The organism is Nocardia carnea (assembly GCF_029869215.1).
Classification (GTDB): domain Bacteria; phylum Actinomycetota; class Actinomycetes; order Mycobacteriales; family Mycobacteriaceae; genus Nocardia; species Nocardia carnea_B.
This window is the reverse complement of sequence record NZ_JARWPM010000089.1, coordinates 1-15,125: the sequence shown is the minus strand read 5'-3', so window position 1 is coordinate 15,125 and position 15,125 is coordinate 1. Positions and strand designations below refer to the sequence as shown.

The 15,125-nt window shown below is 68.1% G+C and carries 13 protein-coding genes; 6 read left to right on the top strand and 7 right to left on the bottom strand.

What is annotated here, in order from left to right; translation table 11 throughout:
• Positions 1–173: 173 nt before the first annotated feature.
• From QH276_RS04945 to QH276_RS04920, 6 genes are all read left to right on the top strand, one after another.
• Entirely contained in the window at positions 174–1,739 is a 1,566-nt protein-coding gene (locus tag QH276_RS04945; RefSeq protein ID WP_280406640.1) for an amylo-alpha-1,6-glucosidase, read from the top strand.
• 120 nt (positions 1,740–1,859) lie between these two features.
• Positions 1,860–2,612: a L,D-transpeptidase gene (locus tag QH276_RS04940; protein WP_280402570.1), complete on the top strand. Its 753-nt coding sequence runs from the start codon at positions 1,860–1,862 to the stop codon at positions 2,610–2,612.
• A gap of 86 nt (positions 2,613–2,698) precedes the next feature.
• Positions 2,699–3,565 carry a hypothetical protein gene (locus QH276_RS04935; protein ID WP_280402571.1) on the top strand — a complete coding sequence of 289 codons (867 nt, stop codon included), beginning with the start codon at positions 2,699–2,701 and terminating at the stop codon, positions 3,563–3,565.
• A gap of 69 nt (positions 3,566–3,634) precedes the next feature.
• Positions 3,635–4,627, top strand: coding sequence for an Acg family FMN-binding oxidoreductase (locus QH276_RS04930; protein ID WP_280402572.1), 993 nt, complete (start codon positions 3,635–3,637; stop codon positions 4,625–4,627).
• 68 nt (positions 4,628–4,695) lie between these two features.
• Positions 4,696–5,607, top strand: a complete 912-nt coding sequence (locus QH276_RS04925; RefSeq protein WP_280402573.1) for an ABC transporter ATP-binding protein — start codon at positions 4,696–4,698, stop codon at positions 5,605–5,607.
• Entirely contained in the window at positions 5,604–7,214 is a 1,611-nt protein-coding gene (locus QH276_RS04920) for an ABC transporter permease (RefSeq protein ID WP_280402574.1), read from the top strand. The genes QH276_RS04925 and QH276_RS04920 overlap by 4 nt, the downstream gene beginning before the upstream one ends.
• Before the next feature lie 108 nt (positions 7,215–7,322).
• Here QH276_RS04920 and QH276_RS04915 read toward each other — a convergent pair whose 3' ends face one another.
• The 7 genes from QH276_RS04915 to QH276_RS04885 all read right to left on the bottom strand — a co-directional run bounded on the left by QH276_RS04915 (position 7,323) and on the right by QH276_RS04885 (position 14,183).
• Positions 7,323–8,591: a cytochrome P450 gene (locus tag QH276_RS04915; protein WP_280402575.1), complete on the bottom strand. Its 1,269-nt coding sequence runs from the start codon at positions 8,589–8,591 to the stop codon at positions 7,323–7,325.
• A 140-nt stretch (positions 8,592–8,731) separates the two neighbouring features.
• Positions 8,732–9,949, bottom strand: a complete 1,218-nt coding sequence (locus QH276_RS04910) for a cytochrome P450 family protein (RefSeq protein ID WP_280402576.1) — start codon at positions 9,947–9,949, stop codon at positions 8,732–8,734.
• 12 nt (positions 9,950–9,961) lie between these two features.
• A complete protein-coding gene (locus QH276_RS04905; RefSeq protein ID WP_280402577.1) occupies positions 9,962–11,233 on the bottom strand; it encodes a cytochrome P450 in 1,272 nt (423 codons plus the stop codon).
• A complete protein-coding gene (locus QH276_RS04900) occupies positions 11,230–11,853 on the bottom strand; it encodes a GTP-binding protein (RefSeq protein ID WP_195054391.1) in 624 nt (207 codons plus the stop codon). The genes QH276_RS04905 and QH276_RS04900 overlap by 4 nt, the downstream gene beginning before the upstream one ends.
• Positions 11,828–12,175 carry a DUF742 domain-containing protein gene (locus QH276_RS04895; RefSeq protein WP_033241677.1) on the bottom strand — a complete coding sequence of 116 codons (348 nt, stop codon included), beginning with the start codon at positions 12,173–12,175 and terminating at the stop codon, positions 11,828–11,830. The genes QH276_RS04900 and QH276_RS04895 overlap by 26 nt, the downstream gene beginning before the upstream one ends.
• Positions 12,172–12,606 carry a roadblock/LC7 domain-containing protein gene (locus tag QH276_RS04890; protein WP_280402578.1) on the bottom strand — a complete coding sequence of 145 codons (435 nt, stop codon included), beginning with the start codon at positions 12,604–12,606 and terminating at the stop codon, positions 12,172–12,174. Before QH276_RS04890 ends, QH276_RS04895 begins: the two co-directional genes overlap by 4 nt.
• Positions 12,606–14,183 carry an ATP-binding protein gene (locus QH276_RS04885; RefSeq protein ID WP_280402579.1) on the bottom strand — a complete coding sequence of 526 codons (1,578 nt, stop codon included), beginning with the start codon at positions 14,181–14,183 and terminating at the stop codon, positions 12,606–12,608. Before QH276_RS04885 ends, QH276_RS04890 begins: the two co-directional genes overlap by 1 nt.
• Between the last annotated feature and the right edge of the window lie 942 nt (positions 14,184–15,125).

Genomic DNA, 15,125 nt, shown 5'->3' with positions numbered 1-15,125 from the left:
ATGAGGACGATTGCCGGCATGGTCGTGTGTACGAAGGGGGGGCGCGCCACACCCACCAACTTGAGCCGCAACCAGCCGGAAATCCGAGGAATCCCGGGCCCGCCGATCTCCATCCCCCCCCCCACACCCACCCCGCCCGTGGCCTCACCACCCGCCCCCGGGCCGGCGCGGTCATGCTGCCCGGCACCATCACCTGGCAGGTGGTGGTGCCGGCGCGCGGCCGCTGGGATACCGAGATCCTCGCCCAGCCGGTGCTTTCGCACCGCAGGGTGCAGATGGCTTTCGGGGACGACGAGGACAGCCCGATCAGCCGGCTCAAGGCCTGGCGGGCCACCGCCACCGATCTCACGGCCACCGATCCGGCGTTGTCGGAGATCCTGCAACGCACCGAAAGCGATCTGGGCGCCCTGCGTATCGACGGCAGCACCGACGGCGCCCCCGCCTATGTCGCCGCCGGCGCACCTTGGTTCATGGCGCTGTTCGGCCGCGACAGCCTGCTCACCTCCTGGATGGCGCTGCCCCTGGATTCGGCACTGGCGGTCGGCACGCTGCGGCGGCTGGCGGATCTGCAGGGCACGAAGGTCAATCCGATCACCGAGGAGGAACCCGGCCGCATCATGCACGAGATGCGGCACGGCCCGGCCAGCGGCCAGGTGCTCGGCGGCACCGTGTACTACGGGTCGGTCGACGCGACACCGCTGTTCGTCATGCTGCTGGCCGAATGCTGGCGCTGGGGCGCCGGCGACGCGGTGGTCCGGGAATTGCTGCCGGCCGCCGATGCCGCACTGGCCTGGATCGATGAATACGGTGACGCCGACGGCGATGGATTCGTCGAGTACCGCCGCAAAACCGATCGCGGACTGAGCAATCAGGGCTGGAAGGACAGCTTCGACGCCATCAACGACGCGACCGGGCATCTGGCCGAACCGTCCATCGCGCTGTGTGAGGTCCAGGGCTACGTGTACGCGGCGCGCCGGGCCCGCGCTCAGCTCGCGGAGTACTTCGGCGATACCGGGACCGCGCAGCGGCTGCGCGAACAGGCAGAGAATCTCAAGGACCGGTTCGACGAGGCTTTCTGGGTGGCCAAGAACGGCTGGTACGCGGTGGCCCTCGACGGCCAGAAGAACCAGGTCGACGCCCTGACCAGTAATGCCGCGCAATGCCTGTGGACCGGGATCGTCTCCGACGAACGCGCCGCCGAACTGGTCGAACGGCTCGCCGATATGTCCATGGACAGCGGTTTCGGGTTGCGCACCCTGGCCTCCACCATGGGCGCGTTCAACCCGATGAGTTACCACAACGGGTCGGTATGGCCGCACGACACCGCCATCGCCGTGGCCGGGCTGTTGCGGTATCGGCATATCCCGGGCGCGAGTGAACTGGCCGAACGCCTCACCACCGGATTGCTGGACGCGGCCGGTGACTTCGGCGGGCGGCTGCCCGAACTGTTCTGCGGATTCGCCCGTACCGATTTCCGCTCCCCGGTCCCCTACCCGACCTCGTGTTCCCCGCAGGCCTGGGCGAGCGCCGCGCCACTGCTGCTGGTGCGTTCGTTCCTCGGCCTGTCACCGTGCGCGCCCACGCGCACCCTGAAGGTGACACCGCAACTCCCGCGGGAATGGGGCAAGGTGGGCCTGACCGATCTGAGATTGGGGCAGGCCACGGTGAGTATTCACGCCGAGGGCTCGACAATGCATGTCCACGGACTGCCCGATGACTGGAAACTCGTCACCGAATAGCAATCCCCCGGTGTGTCTACATCGCGAACAGGTGCCGGGACGATATCCTGGCTGGTTTAGTTGATCATGGCCCCTTAGGATGGACTTCTGTCCACCAGTCCTCCGTAAAGGGGTGGAACCATGAATGCTGTTGCCCGGCACCTTTTTCTGGCTCTCGCGATCGTACTGGCTCTGGTCGTGGTCCCCGCCGGGGCGAACGCCATGACCGCCGATGCACCCCCCGCCGCCGCGGTCGAATCGGTCACTCCGGCCGACGGCTCCGTCGTGGGGATCGCCCATCCGGTTACCGTCCGGTTCTCCGCGCCGGTCACCGAACGGGCCCGCGCCGAACAGTCGCTGTCGGTCACCGCCGGACAGCAGCTGCCCGGCACCTATTCCTGGCGTGGCGACCGGGAACTCACCTGGACGCCCACCGGGTTCCTCCCGGCGAACGCCACCGTAACGGTGAACTTCGCGGATCGGCACACCCAGTTCCAGACCAACGGCGGCGTCGTCGCCGACGCGAACATGTCCACCCACACCTTCACGGTCAGCATCGGCGGCCAAGTGGTGCGGACCATGCCCGCCTCCATGGGTAAACCCGGATACGAGACCCCGACCGGCACGTATCCGGTCCTGGAGAAGTTCCGCAACATCATCTTCGATTCGCGCACGATCGGGATACCGCTGGATTCGCCGGAGGGCTATCTCATCGACGGTGAATGGGCCGAACGCCTCACCTGGGGCGGTGTGTTCGTCCATTCCGCGCCCTGGTCGGTGGATGCGCAGGGTAATGCCAACGTCAGCCACGGCTGTATCAATCTGGCACCCGCCGATGCCGCCTGGTACTACGAGAACGTCGGTATCGGCGATCCGGTGACCGTCCACTGGTGAGCCGCCGCGGCCCCGATGCTGCGGTGCGCCCGCCGATCCACTAGAACAGTGGGCGGCGAGCGCAGATCGATGAAGGGGGCCGCGCCATGGATCGACCACCACCGGGCGCGACCGGTCCCGGGCCCGATGCCCGGTACGAGGGCGACTGGGTCGAATGGATGACGTCCTCCGAAGGGTATCCGCCCAGGCTCGGTGATTTCCCCGCCGAGCCGGCGGTGGTGGAGCCGGCCGATCCCCCGCCGCACGCAGCCGACCGGCACAGCGCCGGCGGTGCCGATCCGGCGGCCGGCCCGCCGGGTTCCGGCGAAAGCGAGACCGAACCCTCCACCGCGCGTCAGCGACTGCGGGCGCGGCTCGGGCCGCGCGAGGCGGAGCCGGCACTCGCCGTCGCGCCCGGCACCGCACGAGGCCGCACCGGCCTGCTGCCGATGCTGCTGGGGATCGCGGGTGTGGCGGCGCTGGCGGCCGCCGCCTACGTGCAGTTCGCGGTGGTCGACACCGACGAACCGGCCGCCGCCCCAGCGACCACGGAACCGGGGATGTTCGGTGCACCGGCGCCGGGTGTCCCGGTGGCCGACCCGCACTGCCCCGCCGAGCGCACCGGCAACACCGTGCAGGGCAACGGTCCCGGCGGTACCGGTTCCGGGCCCGATGTGATCTTCGGCTTCCAATACGCCTACTATGTGGCCCGTTCCGGGGAACAGGCCCGGGCCTTGGTGGCGCCGGACGCCCCGGTCCCGCCCGCGGCCGATATCCAGCGCGGTATCGACTCCATCCCGCCCGGCACCACGCACTGCATCCGGGTCACCCCGGGGGCCTTCGTCGGTCAGTACACGGTGGCCATCACCGAGCACCGGCCCGGCGCCGCGCCGCTGGGCTACAACCCGCAATTGGTCACGACGATGCGAATCGGTGACCGTACCTTGATCAGCGGTATCGGTCCCATGCCCTGAACACCACGATTCGGTCCGGATCGATCGCGCGGGCTGGTCGGCCGGACCGGCACGCGGCAGACTCGGAAGATGGACGCAACCGGCTCCGCCCGTGTCCCCGACCATCCGACCGTTCAGGCTGCTCTCTCCCTCGCCCGCCGCGCCCCCTCGGTGCACAACACCCAACCCTGGCGGGTGGTTTTCGACGGTCACCGGCTGCAGCTGTACCGCGATACGTCGCGGCGGCTGTCCTCGGCGGATCCGCAGGGCCGGCAGCTGATCATCAGCTGCGGTGCCCTGCTCGACCATATCCGCACCGCGTTCGCGGCGGCCGGCTGGTCGACCGAGGTGACGCGGCGCCCCGATACCGCCGCCGATCATCTCGCCGAAATCGAGTTCGCCCCGGCGGCCGAGGTCACCGACATCACCCGGTCCCGCGCCGAGGCCATCGACCGCCGCTACACCGACCGGTTGCCGATGCTCCCGCCGCGGGACTGGGAGCGGGTGGAACCGGCGCTGCGCGCGGTCGCCGATACGCATTCGGTGGCCCTGGACGTGCTGGCCGATTCCGCCCGGCTGCGCCTGGCCGCGGCCTCGGCACAGTCCGCGGCCCTGCGCGAATACGATCCGCAATACCTCAACGAACTGCACTGGTGGGCCGGTAACGATTCCCCCGCCGACGGTGTGCCGATCTCCGCGCTGGTCTCGGCGGCCGAACTGGCCCAGGTCGGCGTGGGGCGGGCGTTTCCGGCCGCACCACCGTCGCTGCGCCGCGGTGAACTCACCGACTCCTCGCGGCTGCTGGTGATCGGATCGGCCGCCGATAGCCCCCTGGACTGGCTGCGAACCGGAGAAGCGCTGTCGGCGGTCCTGCTCGAATGCACCGCCGCCGGCCTGTCCACCTGCCCCCTGACCCATATCACCGAGATACCGGTGAGCCGCCGCGCGATCGCGAACCTGGTGCACGAATCCGTACAGCCCCAGGTCGTGATCCGGGTGGGGACGGCACCCACCTCCGCCGCGCAACCCCCGACCCCGCGCCGCCCGGTCGGCGATTTCCTCGAACTGCACCGAGCCGGCTGACCCCGCGGGGCCCGGCCGCGGCGCGGGAAAAACCGCGAAACCCGCCCGGCTCGGAATAGTGTTGGCTCATGACTGCCGCGATCGATATCTCGGGTCTGGTGAAGACATTCGGCCGCACGCGCGCCCTGGACGGTCTCGATCTGCGGGTCTCCCCCGGCGAGGTGCACGGTTTCCTCGGCCCCAACGGCGCCGGTAAGTCCACCACGATCCGCGTTCTGCTGGGCCTGCTGCGCGCCGACGGCGGCTCGGTGCGGATCCTCGACGGCGACCCGTGGTCCCAGGCCGCCGAACTCCATCGCCGGCTGGCCTATGTGCCCGGTGACGTGAACCTGTGGCCCAACCTCACCGGTGGTGAGGTGATCGATCTGCTCGGCCGGCTACGCGGCGGCCTGGACGAACGCAGACGCGCGGACCTGCTCGAACGGTTCGATCTGGACCCGACGAAGAAGGGCCGCACCTACTCGAAGGGCAACCGGCAGAAAGTCGCGCTGGTCGCCGCCCTGGCCTCGGACGTGGAACTGCTGTTGCTCGACGAGCCCACCTCGGGCCTGGATCCGCTGATGGAGGCGGTGTTCCAGGAATGCGTCGAGGAGATGCGCCGGGCCGGGCGTACCGTGCTGCTCTCCAGCCATATCCTGGCCCAGGTGGAAGCCCTGTGCGACCGGGTGACGATCATCCGGCACGGCCGCGCGGTCGAATCGGGCACACTGGCCGAGTTGCGGCACCTCACCCGGACCTCCATCGACATCGAAACCCAGAGCCCGGCCACCGGTGTGGACGAACTGCGCGGAGTCCACGACCTGATCGCCGACGGCACCCGGCTCCGGTTCCAGGTCGATACCGCAGACCTGGGCGCGGCGATCGAACATCTCACACCGTTCGGTATCCGCACGCTGACGAGCCAGCCCCCGACCCTGGAGGAATTGTTCCTGCGCCACTACGGGGACGAACTCGCGGCGGCGGGGGTGCCGGAATCGTGATCACGCGGGAGAAATCGCGACCGGCGGGCACATTCACCGGAACCGGTGTCCTCACCCGGTTCGCGTTGCGCCGGGAACGGTGGCCGCTGGTCGCCTGGATTGTCGGCGGCACACTGATCTACTGGTCACAAGCAGTCGCGCTGGACGCCGCCTACCCGCAACAAGCCGAATTGGATGCCCTCGCCGAAAGTCTGGGCAGCAACGCCGCCATGATCGCGATGGCAGGTCCACCACGGGTGTTGAACACCGTGGAGGGCCAGGTCGCGTTCCAATCCGCCGCCTTCGGCATGCTGGTGGCCGGGCTGATGAGCATGTTCCTCATCGGCCGGCATACGCGATCGAACGAGGAATCCGGTCGCGACGAACTCATCCGGTCCGGTGTGGTGGGCCGCTACGCCCCGCCGGCCGCGGCGGCCACGGTGATGGTGGCCGCGAATATCGTGCTCGGCGCCGCGATCGCGCTCAGTTTGATCGGTTACGGCCTGCCCACGGCGGGCTCGATCGCGCTCGGGGTCGGCGCCACCTGCGCGGGCCTGGTGTTCGGTGCGATCGCCCTGCTGGCCGCGCAGCTCAGCTCGAGTACCCGGACCGCGTACGCGATCACCGGCGCGGCATTGGCCGTCTCCTATCTGCTGCGTGCGGTGGGAGATGTCGGCAACGGTGTCCTGTCCTGGTTCTCGCCGCTGGGCTGGGGGCAGGCGATGCGGCCGTACGACGGAGAGATCTGGTGGCCGGCGTTGCTGTCGGTGGTGGTCGCGCTCGGAATCGGCGTGGTGGCCACGCGGGTCCTGGACCGGCGGGATTTCGGTGCCGGGCTGATTCCGCCGCGGCCCGGGCCCGCCCGCGCGCCCGAATCCCTGCACGGCACGTTCGGGCTGGCCTGGCGGCTGCAGCGGGGCGGGTTGATCGGCTGGTCACTGGGAATGTTCTTCGGCGGCCTGGCTTTCGGCACGATCGGCGACGATGTCGACGATCTGCTGGGCGAGATCGATCTGAACCAGGTACTCGGCCAGAACATGGGCAGTATGGTCGATGCCTTCTACGCCATGGCCGTGGCGATCCTGGCGATCATCGCCGCGGCCTACACGATCTCCGCCGGGCTGCGCCCGCGCGCGGAGGAGGCGGCCGGACATGCCGAACCGTTGCTGTCCACGGAACTGTCCCGCCTGCGCTGGCTGGCCGGGCACGCGGTGCTCATGCTGGCCGGGTCGGTGGTCGTGGTCGCGCTCAGTGGATTCGGAATGGGTCTCACCTACGGCCTGCTCGCCGATGACCTCTCCCAGGCGATCACCTTGACGGGCGCGGCGCTGACCTACCTCCCGGCGGTGTGGGTACTGGGCGGGATCACCCTGTTCCTGTTCGGTTTCGCCCCGCAATTCACCGCCGCGGCCTGGCTGGCCATGGCCTTCTGCGTGGTGGTGCTGATGTTCGGCGCGACCCTGAAGTTCCCCGGCTGGCTGATGAGCCTGTCCCCGTTCGACAATATCCCGCTGGTGCCGGCGCAGTCGTTCGACCCGGCGCCGGTGCTGATCACGCTGGCGGTGGCAGTGCTGCTCTGTGCGGCGGGTGCGTTCGGCTTCCGCCGCCGCGACCTCGAGACCAACTGAGCGCCGAGCCGTCCGCGACGTACCTCCGCGGCCGCCTTCCCGGTCGGCGGGTCCCTGCCTCGTCGAGGTACGCCGGCAGCGGCTGTGTCGCGATCGCCGTCCGGTGGTTCAGCGCCCGCCGGTGGGGATCGGCGGGCTCGCGGGAAAGGTGACCGGCAGCGAGACCAGCGCCCGGTGGAACGGTCCCGGCCGCCATTGCAGCTCCGTACGAGGCACGGCAAGCCGCATTTCCGGGATGGCGTCCAGGAGCTGGTCGATGGCGTCCTGCACGATCAGCAACGCCAGCGAGCGGGCCGGACAGCTGTGCGGGCCGATACTGAACGCCAGATGGGAGCGGTTGTGGGACAGGCCGCCGGTATTGATCGCGGGATCGTTGTTACAGGCGGCCATGCTGATCATCACCGGCTGCTGCGCGGGCAACCAGATCCCGTCGATCAGCATGGGCTGGCGGGGATAGCTGAGGCAGTAGTTCGCCAGGGGCGGGTCGTTGAACAGCACTTCGTCCAGCGCGTCACGGGTGGACAGGCTGCCGTCGAGCACCGTCGCCGCGAACCGCTCGTCGGTGAGCATCAGCAGCAGCGTATTGGCGATGAGGTTCTGCGGCGGCTCGGTACCCGCGCCGTACAGCAGCGCCAGTTGCTGACGGGTCTCCTCATCGCTGAGATGCACCGGATGCTGCACCAGCCGGCTGGTGATGTCGTCGCCGGGCCGGCCCCGTTTGAGCCGGGCCAGTTCGAGCAGGGCATCGGCCTGGGCGATATTGCCCTCGGCCGCATCCACGGTATCGAACATGGCGGCGAGTCCCTGTGCCGCCCGCTGCCCCAGTTCGGGTGGGCAGCCGAGCATCGTATTGAGAGTCGCGAAGATGAGCGGTGACGCGTACTGGCCGACCACATCGCAGTAGCCCTCCGCACAGAACGAATTGATCAGCGAGATCGAGATCCGCTCGATGATGGTGTGCATTTCGTGCATATCGACACCGCTGATCGCCGCTACGGCGGCCGCACGGTACCGGGTGCGGTCGTGCCCCACGGTGCGTAGCGGGTTCGGGCGGTATTCCATCATCGGCAGCACAGGGCAATCCGCCGGGATATTGCGCTGCCAGACCCGCGGGTCGGCCGGGAAATGCTCCGGATCGTGCAGAATCCGCACCGCGGTCTGATACCCGATCACCAAGGTGGCCGGGACTCCGGGCGCGAGTTCCACCGGTGCCAGTGAACCGAACCGGCTGCGCATCTCCCGGTAGATCTTGTGCGGATCCGCCGCGAACTCCGCGGTGTACAACGGAATTCGCGGGCCGCTGGTATCGACTGGCGAACCGTGGATCGGCGTCGCACCCTCGACGGCGTAGAACTGATCAGATTTCGCTGTGGTCAAAACGTCACACTCCGGGTCCGTGAGAATCGGCGAATAGTGCGGTGATGCAGACATATCCGCCGATCCATACATCCCGTTCAGCGGCGTCCGCGACGAGCCATCAGCATGTAGTTGTATACCCGATCAGTACGCTACCGGGATCAGGAAAGATACACAGGCAATTCCTGATGACCGTTGGAAACAAAGCTCACCACGGGTTTCAGCTCGCTCGGGTCCACGGCCAGCCGCAACTGCGGGAACCGCCCGAACAGCGCGGGCAGCGCGATTTCACCTTCCATCCGGGCCAGCGGCGCGCCGATGCAGTGATGCGCTCCGTGGCCGAAAGCGATGTGGTCCTTGACAGCCCGGCTCGGGTCGAAGACGTCATTGGTGTCGCCGTGTACTTTCGGATCGCGGCTGGCCGCCGCGTACGACGCGAGGATGGCTTCGCCCTTGCCGATACGCAGACCCTCTATCTCGATATCCTCCACGGCGAAGCGCAGCGGCAGATGCGCGACCGGGGCCTGGTAGCGCAGCGTCTCCTCCACCACATCCGGCCAGCTCACGTGTCCGGCCAAGGCGGCGGCGCGCTGTTGGGGGTGGGTGAGCAGGGCGACGATGGCCTGATCCAGCAGATTGACCGTGGTTTCGTGGCCGGCGTTGATGACCAGCATCAGCGTATCGACGATCTGGTTCTCGGTGAGCTGCGCGCCGTCCTCGTCCCGGTTGCTGATCATCACACTGGTGATGTCGTCGCCGGGATTCGCCTGCCGGTAGGCCACGAGTTCGGTGACCAGCCCGTACATTTCGACGTAATTGGCCTGCGCCTCTTCCTGCCCGATGGTGGTGTCGAAATACCGGTCGACGCAGACCCGCAGACCGGGGCCGAGCGAATCCGGGACGCCGAGCAGCTCGGTGATGACCTGGATCGGCACCGGATAGGCGAAGGTCTCTCGTAGATCGACCACCTCGCCGGCGGGCACGGCGGCCAAGGCGTCCAGGAGTTCGGCAACCAATGACTCGACGCGAGGGCGCAGGGCCGCGGTGCGCCGATGGGTGAACGCCGGCGAGACCAGCTTGCGCAGCCGCCGATGGTCGGCACCGTAGGCGGTGAACATGTTCTCCACCGCGATCCACGGCAGCAGCGGCCAATCCTCGGTGATCTCACCGTTGACGAACGCCGTCCAATGCTGCCGCGGGTCCTTCGATACCCGGGAGTCGGCCAGCAGACTCTTCAGCACCGCGGCATCGGTGACCGCCCAGGCGGGGACGCCGCCGGGCAGCTCGATCAGCGCCGCGGGGCCCTGGGCCCGCAATCTGGCCGATTCGCCGACGACATCGGCTCCGGCCATATCCAGGACTAGGGCTTCGCGTTCCAACGAACGTTCTCCTTACACAGTGTTCAGTGGTGGTGCGGGCGGGAAGGTGACCGGCAGCGCGGCCAAAGCCCGGTGGAAGGGCCCCGGTCGCCAGGCCAATTCTTCGGGCGGTACCGCCAGCTCCAACTCCGGCAGCGCATCGAGCAGCAGATCGATCGCTCCCTGGACCACGACCAGTGCCGGTGACTGTGCCGGGCAGCTGTGCGGGCCGATACTCCAGGCCAGGTGGGAGCGGTTACCGGTATGGTCACCGCCCCGGACGGCCGGATCGTTGTTGCACGCCGCCAAACTGATCACCACCGGCTGATGGGCCGGCAGCCAGGTGTTCTCCACGAGAATCGGCTGCCGCGGGTAGGTGGTACAGAAGTTGGCCATCGGCGGGTCGTTGAAGAGCACCTCGTCCAGCGCGTCGCGCGTGGACAGACTGCCGCCGAGCATGCTGCCGCCGAACCGGTCGTCGGTCATCATCAGCAGCAGAGTGTTGTTGATCAGATTCTGCTGCGGTTCCACCCCGGCGCCGTAGAAGCTGATCAGATTGGACAGCAGCTCTTCGTCGTCGAGCTTCGCGGGATGATGGACCAGGCGTGAGGTGACATCGTTGCCGGGATCGGAGCGCTTCTGGAAGATCAGCTCCATCAGCGCCTCGCTGAGGTGGTTCATGCCCCATTCGGCGTTGACGGTGTCGAACAGCGCGGCCATCCCGTTGGCCACCCGCTCCCCGAGTTCCGGTGTGCACCCGACCATCCGGTTGAGCACCTCGAAAACCAGCGGGAAGGCATAGCCGGTGACGAGATCGGCTTGCCCGGATTCACAGAACGAGTTGATCAGCGGAACCGCGATCCGTTCCACCGTCTGATGCAGCTCGTGCAGGTCGATCCCGTCGATCGCGTGCACATAGGCCTGCCGGTAGCGCTGATGCAGCTCGCCGCTGTTGCGCAACGCGTTCGGATACCACTCCATCATCGGTTTCACCGGCGAATCCGGCGGGATACTGCCCTGCCAGTTACGCGGATCGGCCGGAAAGCGGTCCGGGTCGTTGAGGATCCGCACGGCCGCCTCGTAACCGATCACCAGTGTGGCGGGGACGTCCGGGGCGAGGTCGATAGGGACCAGCGAGCCGTACCGGCTCCGCATCGCGGCATAGGCGCGATGCGGATCATCGGCGAACTCGGCCGAGTAGAGACTGAATCGTGGGCCCACGCCTCCGGTGGGTTCTCCGTGGATCACCGGGCACCCGGTGAACGGAGGTTGCTGCTGCGGAACCGGAGAGTACTGCGTGGTCAAAGACGAGACTCCAATCGATGGAACAGATATTCGACGAGCGTGATCAGGCCCTGCAGGCAGGTACGCCGGTCCCGTGCGTCGAGGGCGACGAGCGGGGTGTCGTCGGTGAGGTCGAGCGCTTCCCGGATCTCGGACAGCGGATAGCGATTGGACCCCTCGAACTCGTTCACCCCGACCGCGTAGGGCACCCCGCGTTCCTCCAGCGTGGCGAGGACCTCGTCGGCCTTCTCGATACGCCGGGTATCGACCAGCACCAAGGCGCCCAGCGCGCCTTTGGCCAGTTCCTCCCACAGCGGGATGAACCGCTGCTGCCCCGGCGTGCCGAAGAGATACAGCGCCAGCTCGGGATTGAGGGTGATACGGCCGAAGTCCATCGCGACCGTCGTCGTCGTTTTCGACCCCAGGCCGCCCAGATCGTCGATACCGACGCTGGCCTCGGTGATGGTCTCCTCGGTGCGCAGTGGTTTGATCTCCGACACACTGCTCACAAAGGTGGTTTTACCGACGCCGAAATTACCGGCCACCAGCAATTTCACCGAGCGGGTCACCGTCTCCGCCACATAGTCGACCGCGCGGCCGTAATCCGCGGACCGATCAGGCCGGGAGAGCACGGAGCCCATTGAGTACCTCCTCGAGCAGGGCAATCTCCGGCATGATCTCCGCCGGGGTCGGGATATTCAGGTGTCCACTGTCCAGTAGGTCGGAGACGACGATCGTCACGACCGAGGGCGGCAGGTCGAGATACGCGGCGACCTCCGCGATCGACAGAGCACCACGAGCGCATACATCGACCACCCGGCGCGCGTCCGGAGTGGCGCCCGGCGCCGGGTCCGATACGGCGACGACCAGCGTCACCAGGCCCAGCTCGCGGGTCGGACGCGAGCGCCCGCCGGTCCGCACATAGGCACGGACCAGGTCTGGGTCACGCCGCGACCGGCTCATTGCAGATCGCCGCCGTGTGCGGCTCTGCGGGGCTCACTACCGAGTTCATGTCCCACCCGGCCGGCGAGTTCGTTCATCCGGTGCGCGATGAGACCCACGTCGATATCGGTCATGGTCGCCACACCCAGCAGCGCACCCTCGCCGGCTGCGGTGATCATGATCATGCCCTGGTCGTATTCGGTCATGTTCTGCCGCACATCGTTGCCGGTACTGCCGCAGAACTCCCCGAGCGCCTTGCCGAGCGAGCGCAGTCCCGAGGCGGCGGCCGCGAACCGTTCGGCATCGTCTTTGGCGATACCGGCCGAATGCGCGATACGCAGCCCGTCCTCGGAGAGCAGAACGGCGAATCGGACGCCGGGAACCTCGAGATCGTCCAGTAACCAGCCCAGTTTGTTGGTGCTGTCGGATACCACTGTCCTCGGTGAACCCATCAGGATGTCATCCCTTCGGTGTGTTCGGATGCGGCGGCTCGGCCGCTCTTGGAGCCGCTCTGCCAGGCGGCGGCGATATCGGGGCGAGCCTGCCCCGGTTCGGTCCTGGGTTGCCCGGACAGGCGATCGTTGATGTCCGCGGGTACGGTCGCGGCACGGCGCCGGCGTCGGGGCAGACCACCGCTGGTGATGTCGTGGACGGTCGTCCGCTGCTCGTTGTCGGCATCCTCGGTGGATTCGCCCACCCGGGCCCATTCACCGGCGGCGGGCGCCTCGGCCGACGCGGCGACCGCGGCGTGGGCGCCGGTTTCGGTGGCCGCATGCGCCGGGGCGGTGGCCGACACGGTGTTGCCGGCCAAGGCGTTACCGGTGCCACTCGACACCGAGGAGGCCTGGCCGCCGGGTACCGCGGCCAGTTCCCGCGGCGCGGAGGAGCCGTTGGGCAGGGCGTCGTTGTCGTTATCGGCCTTGGGAGCGACCAGCAGTGCCTCCGGAATGTAGACCATGGCGCGCATACCGCCGTAGGCGTTGGGGCCGTCGATGTAGACGGTGAACCCGTAGCGGCGAGCGAGGGCGGCGATGCCGGGGAAACCGACCTTGGGGGCCGGGCCCAGCTGGTGGATATCGACCGAGCGTTCGTTGGCCAGCACTTGGCGGGCCTCTTCCATCTGCTCGGAGTTCATCCGCACGCCCGCGTCGTCGACGATCACGGTGACGCCGTGATGGCCTTCCTGGAAGGTGACGTCGACGAAGGAGGTGGGCGGCGAATAGCGCAGCGCGTTGTCGATGAGCGAGGCCAGGGTGTGCACCAGCGGTTCCACCGCGCGGCTGATGACGACGCGATCGAGCTGGGCGGGCCGCACGCGCAGATAGTCGCGCACACGACCGGTGGCACCACCGACCACATCGGTGAGGGACTGGGCCGGCCAGCGGCGGCCGGGCAGGCCACCGCAGACGATCACGTAGGACTGTGCCTGGCGGATCATCTGCTGCACGGTGTGGTCGATGCGGATGAGGGTTTCGTAGACCCGGTCGTCCCGATGTTCGCGCAGCGCGGCACTGACCACCTGGCTGACATCGGCGCCGAGGCTCACCACGGAGGTACCGAACGAGCGCACGGCGGCGCTGGTCGCTTCGCGCGCAAGGTTTTCCGCCCGCTCCCGGCCCGATTCCGCCTCGGTGCGCACGGCCTGCTCGGCCGCGGCCACCGCGGCGCGGGTCTGCTCTTCGGTTTCACGAGTGACGGTTTCGCGGGTTTCGCTCTGCACGGTGCGCAGATCTTCGGAGACCCGGTCGATGATCCAGCGCAGGCATTGCGCGAAACGCGAGTTCTCGAGTCCCGGTGGCACTTCGGGCCCGACGGCGGGCTGTTCGAACCGGCGCACGGACTCCGACAGCGCGGGCAGCGTGGTGGCGGCCAGATGTTCGAGCGCGTCCTCGCGGACGGAGAGTTCGCGCTCCAGTACAGCTAGTCGCTTCTGTTGTTCGCGAACGGCCCGGACGGCGTACCACGCCACGCCGAGCACCAGTATGGCGGCGAGGATCCAGGGAAGCAGCACGGCGGTATTCAGATTCATCAGCTTTCTCGTCGTTGACGGGGCTCGAGGCGCGCCACGTGGTGCCGTGGTAGACCACGGCGCTTCGTCTCGCCTTCCTCGCGACGCCGACCATGTTCGCCCCTGGCCGGATGAGGTCTGCGCCGGGCACCGGCGGTTCCGGTCGGTGACATATCCCTTAGACACTTTCGGCTACTCGAAAGTAACTAAGGGACAAGTCATTCGGCCGTGCACTGACCATCGGAACACATCTCCCGATGGCCCGGAACCCGACGACTCGCTCACAGTAGCAGCATTGTCGTGAACTCTCTCAATAACGGTCGATAATCGATTGTCACCGATCCGTGATAGTGCCGCGACCTCGTCGAACGCGGAAACATATTGCGCCGGTAAAGATCACGACGGCGATTGCCGGCGGACCGGCCGGCCGGGCCGGGGCGTGCTCCAGCCCACAGCGCAACCCCGCCCACTATCACCAGCGGTGGAGCCGCGAACCGGACCGATCGGTCGGCGATTGGCGATCGGTGGGGAAAAAGTGATATTTGAGTGGGTTCGAATGTCGCCGCGGCCGGACCCGGGCGGCGGAAAAACATTAATGCCGAACCCGCAATGGGCATACCCGCGGAGCAAGTCGGCAACACAGAAATAGCGGCGGCCGGGCGGCGCACCCCCATTAACGCCCGCGAAATGCGACCGACACGCGGAGAACGAGCACCGGTCCGTACCGTTCGCCCGCTACCGGATGCGAACACGGGCCAATTCGGGTATAGACCGATTTCGGGGGGGGGGGGGGGGGGGGGGGGGCCCCGGAGGGGGTGGGGGGTGGCCCGGGGGGGGGGGGGGGGGGGGGGGGCCCCGGGGGGGGGGGGGGGGGGGGGGGGGGGGGGGGGGGGGTGGGGGGGCCCGGGGGGGGGGGTCCGGGTTCTACCCCGGCGGGGGGGGGGCCGGGATCCACGGCCGGGC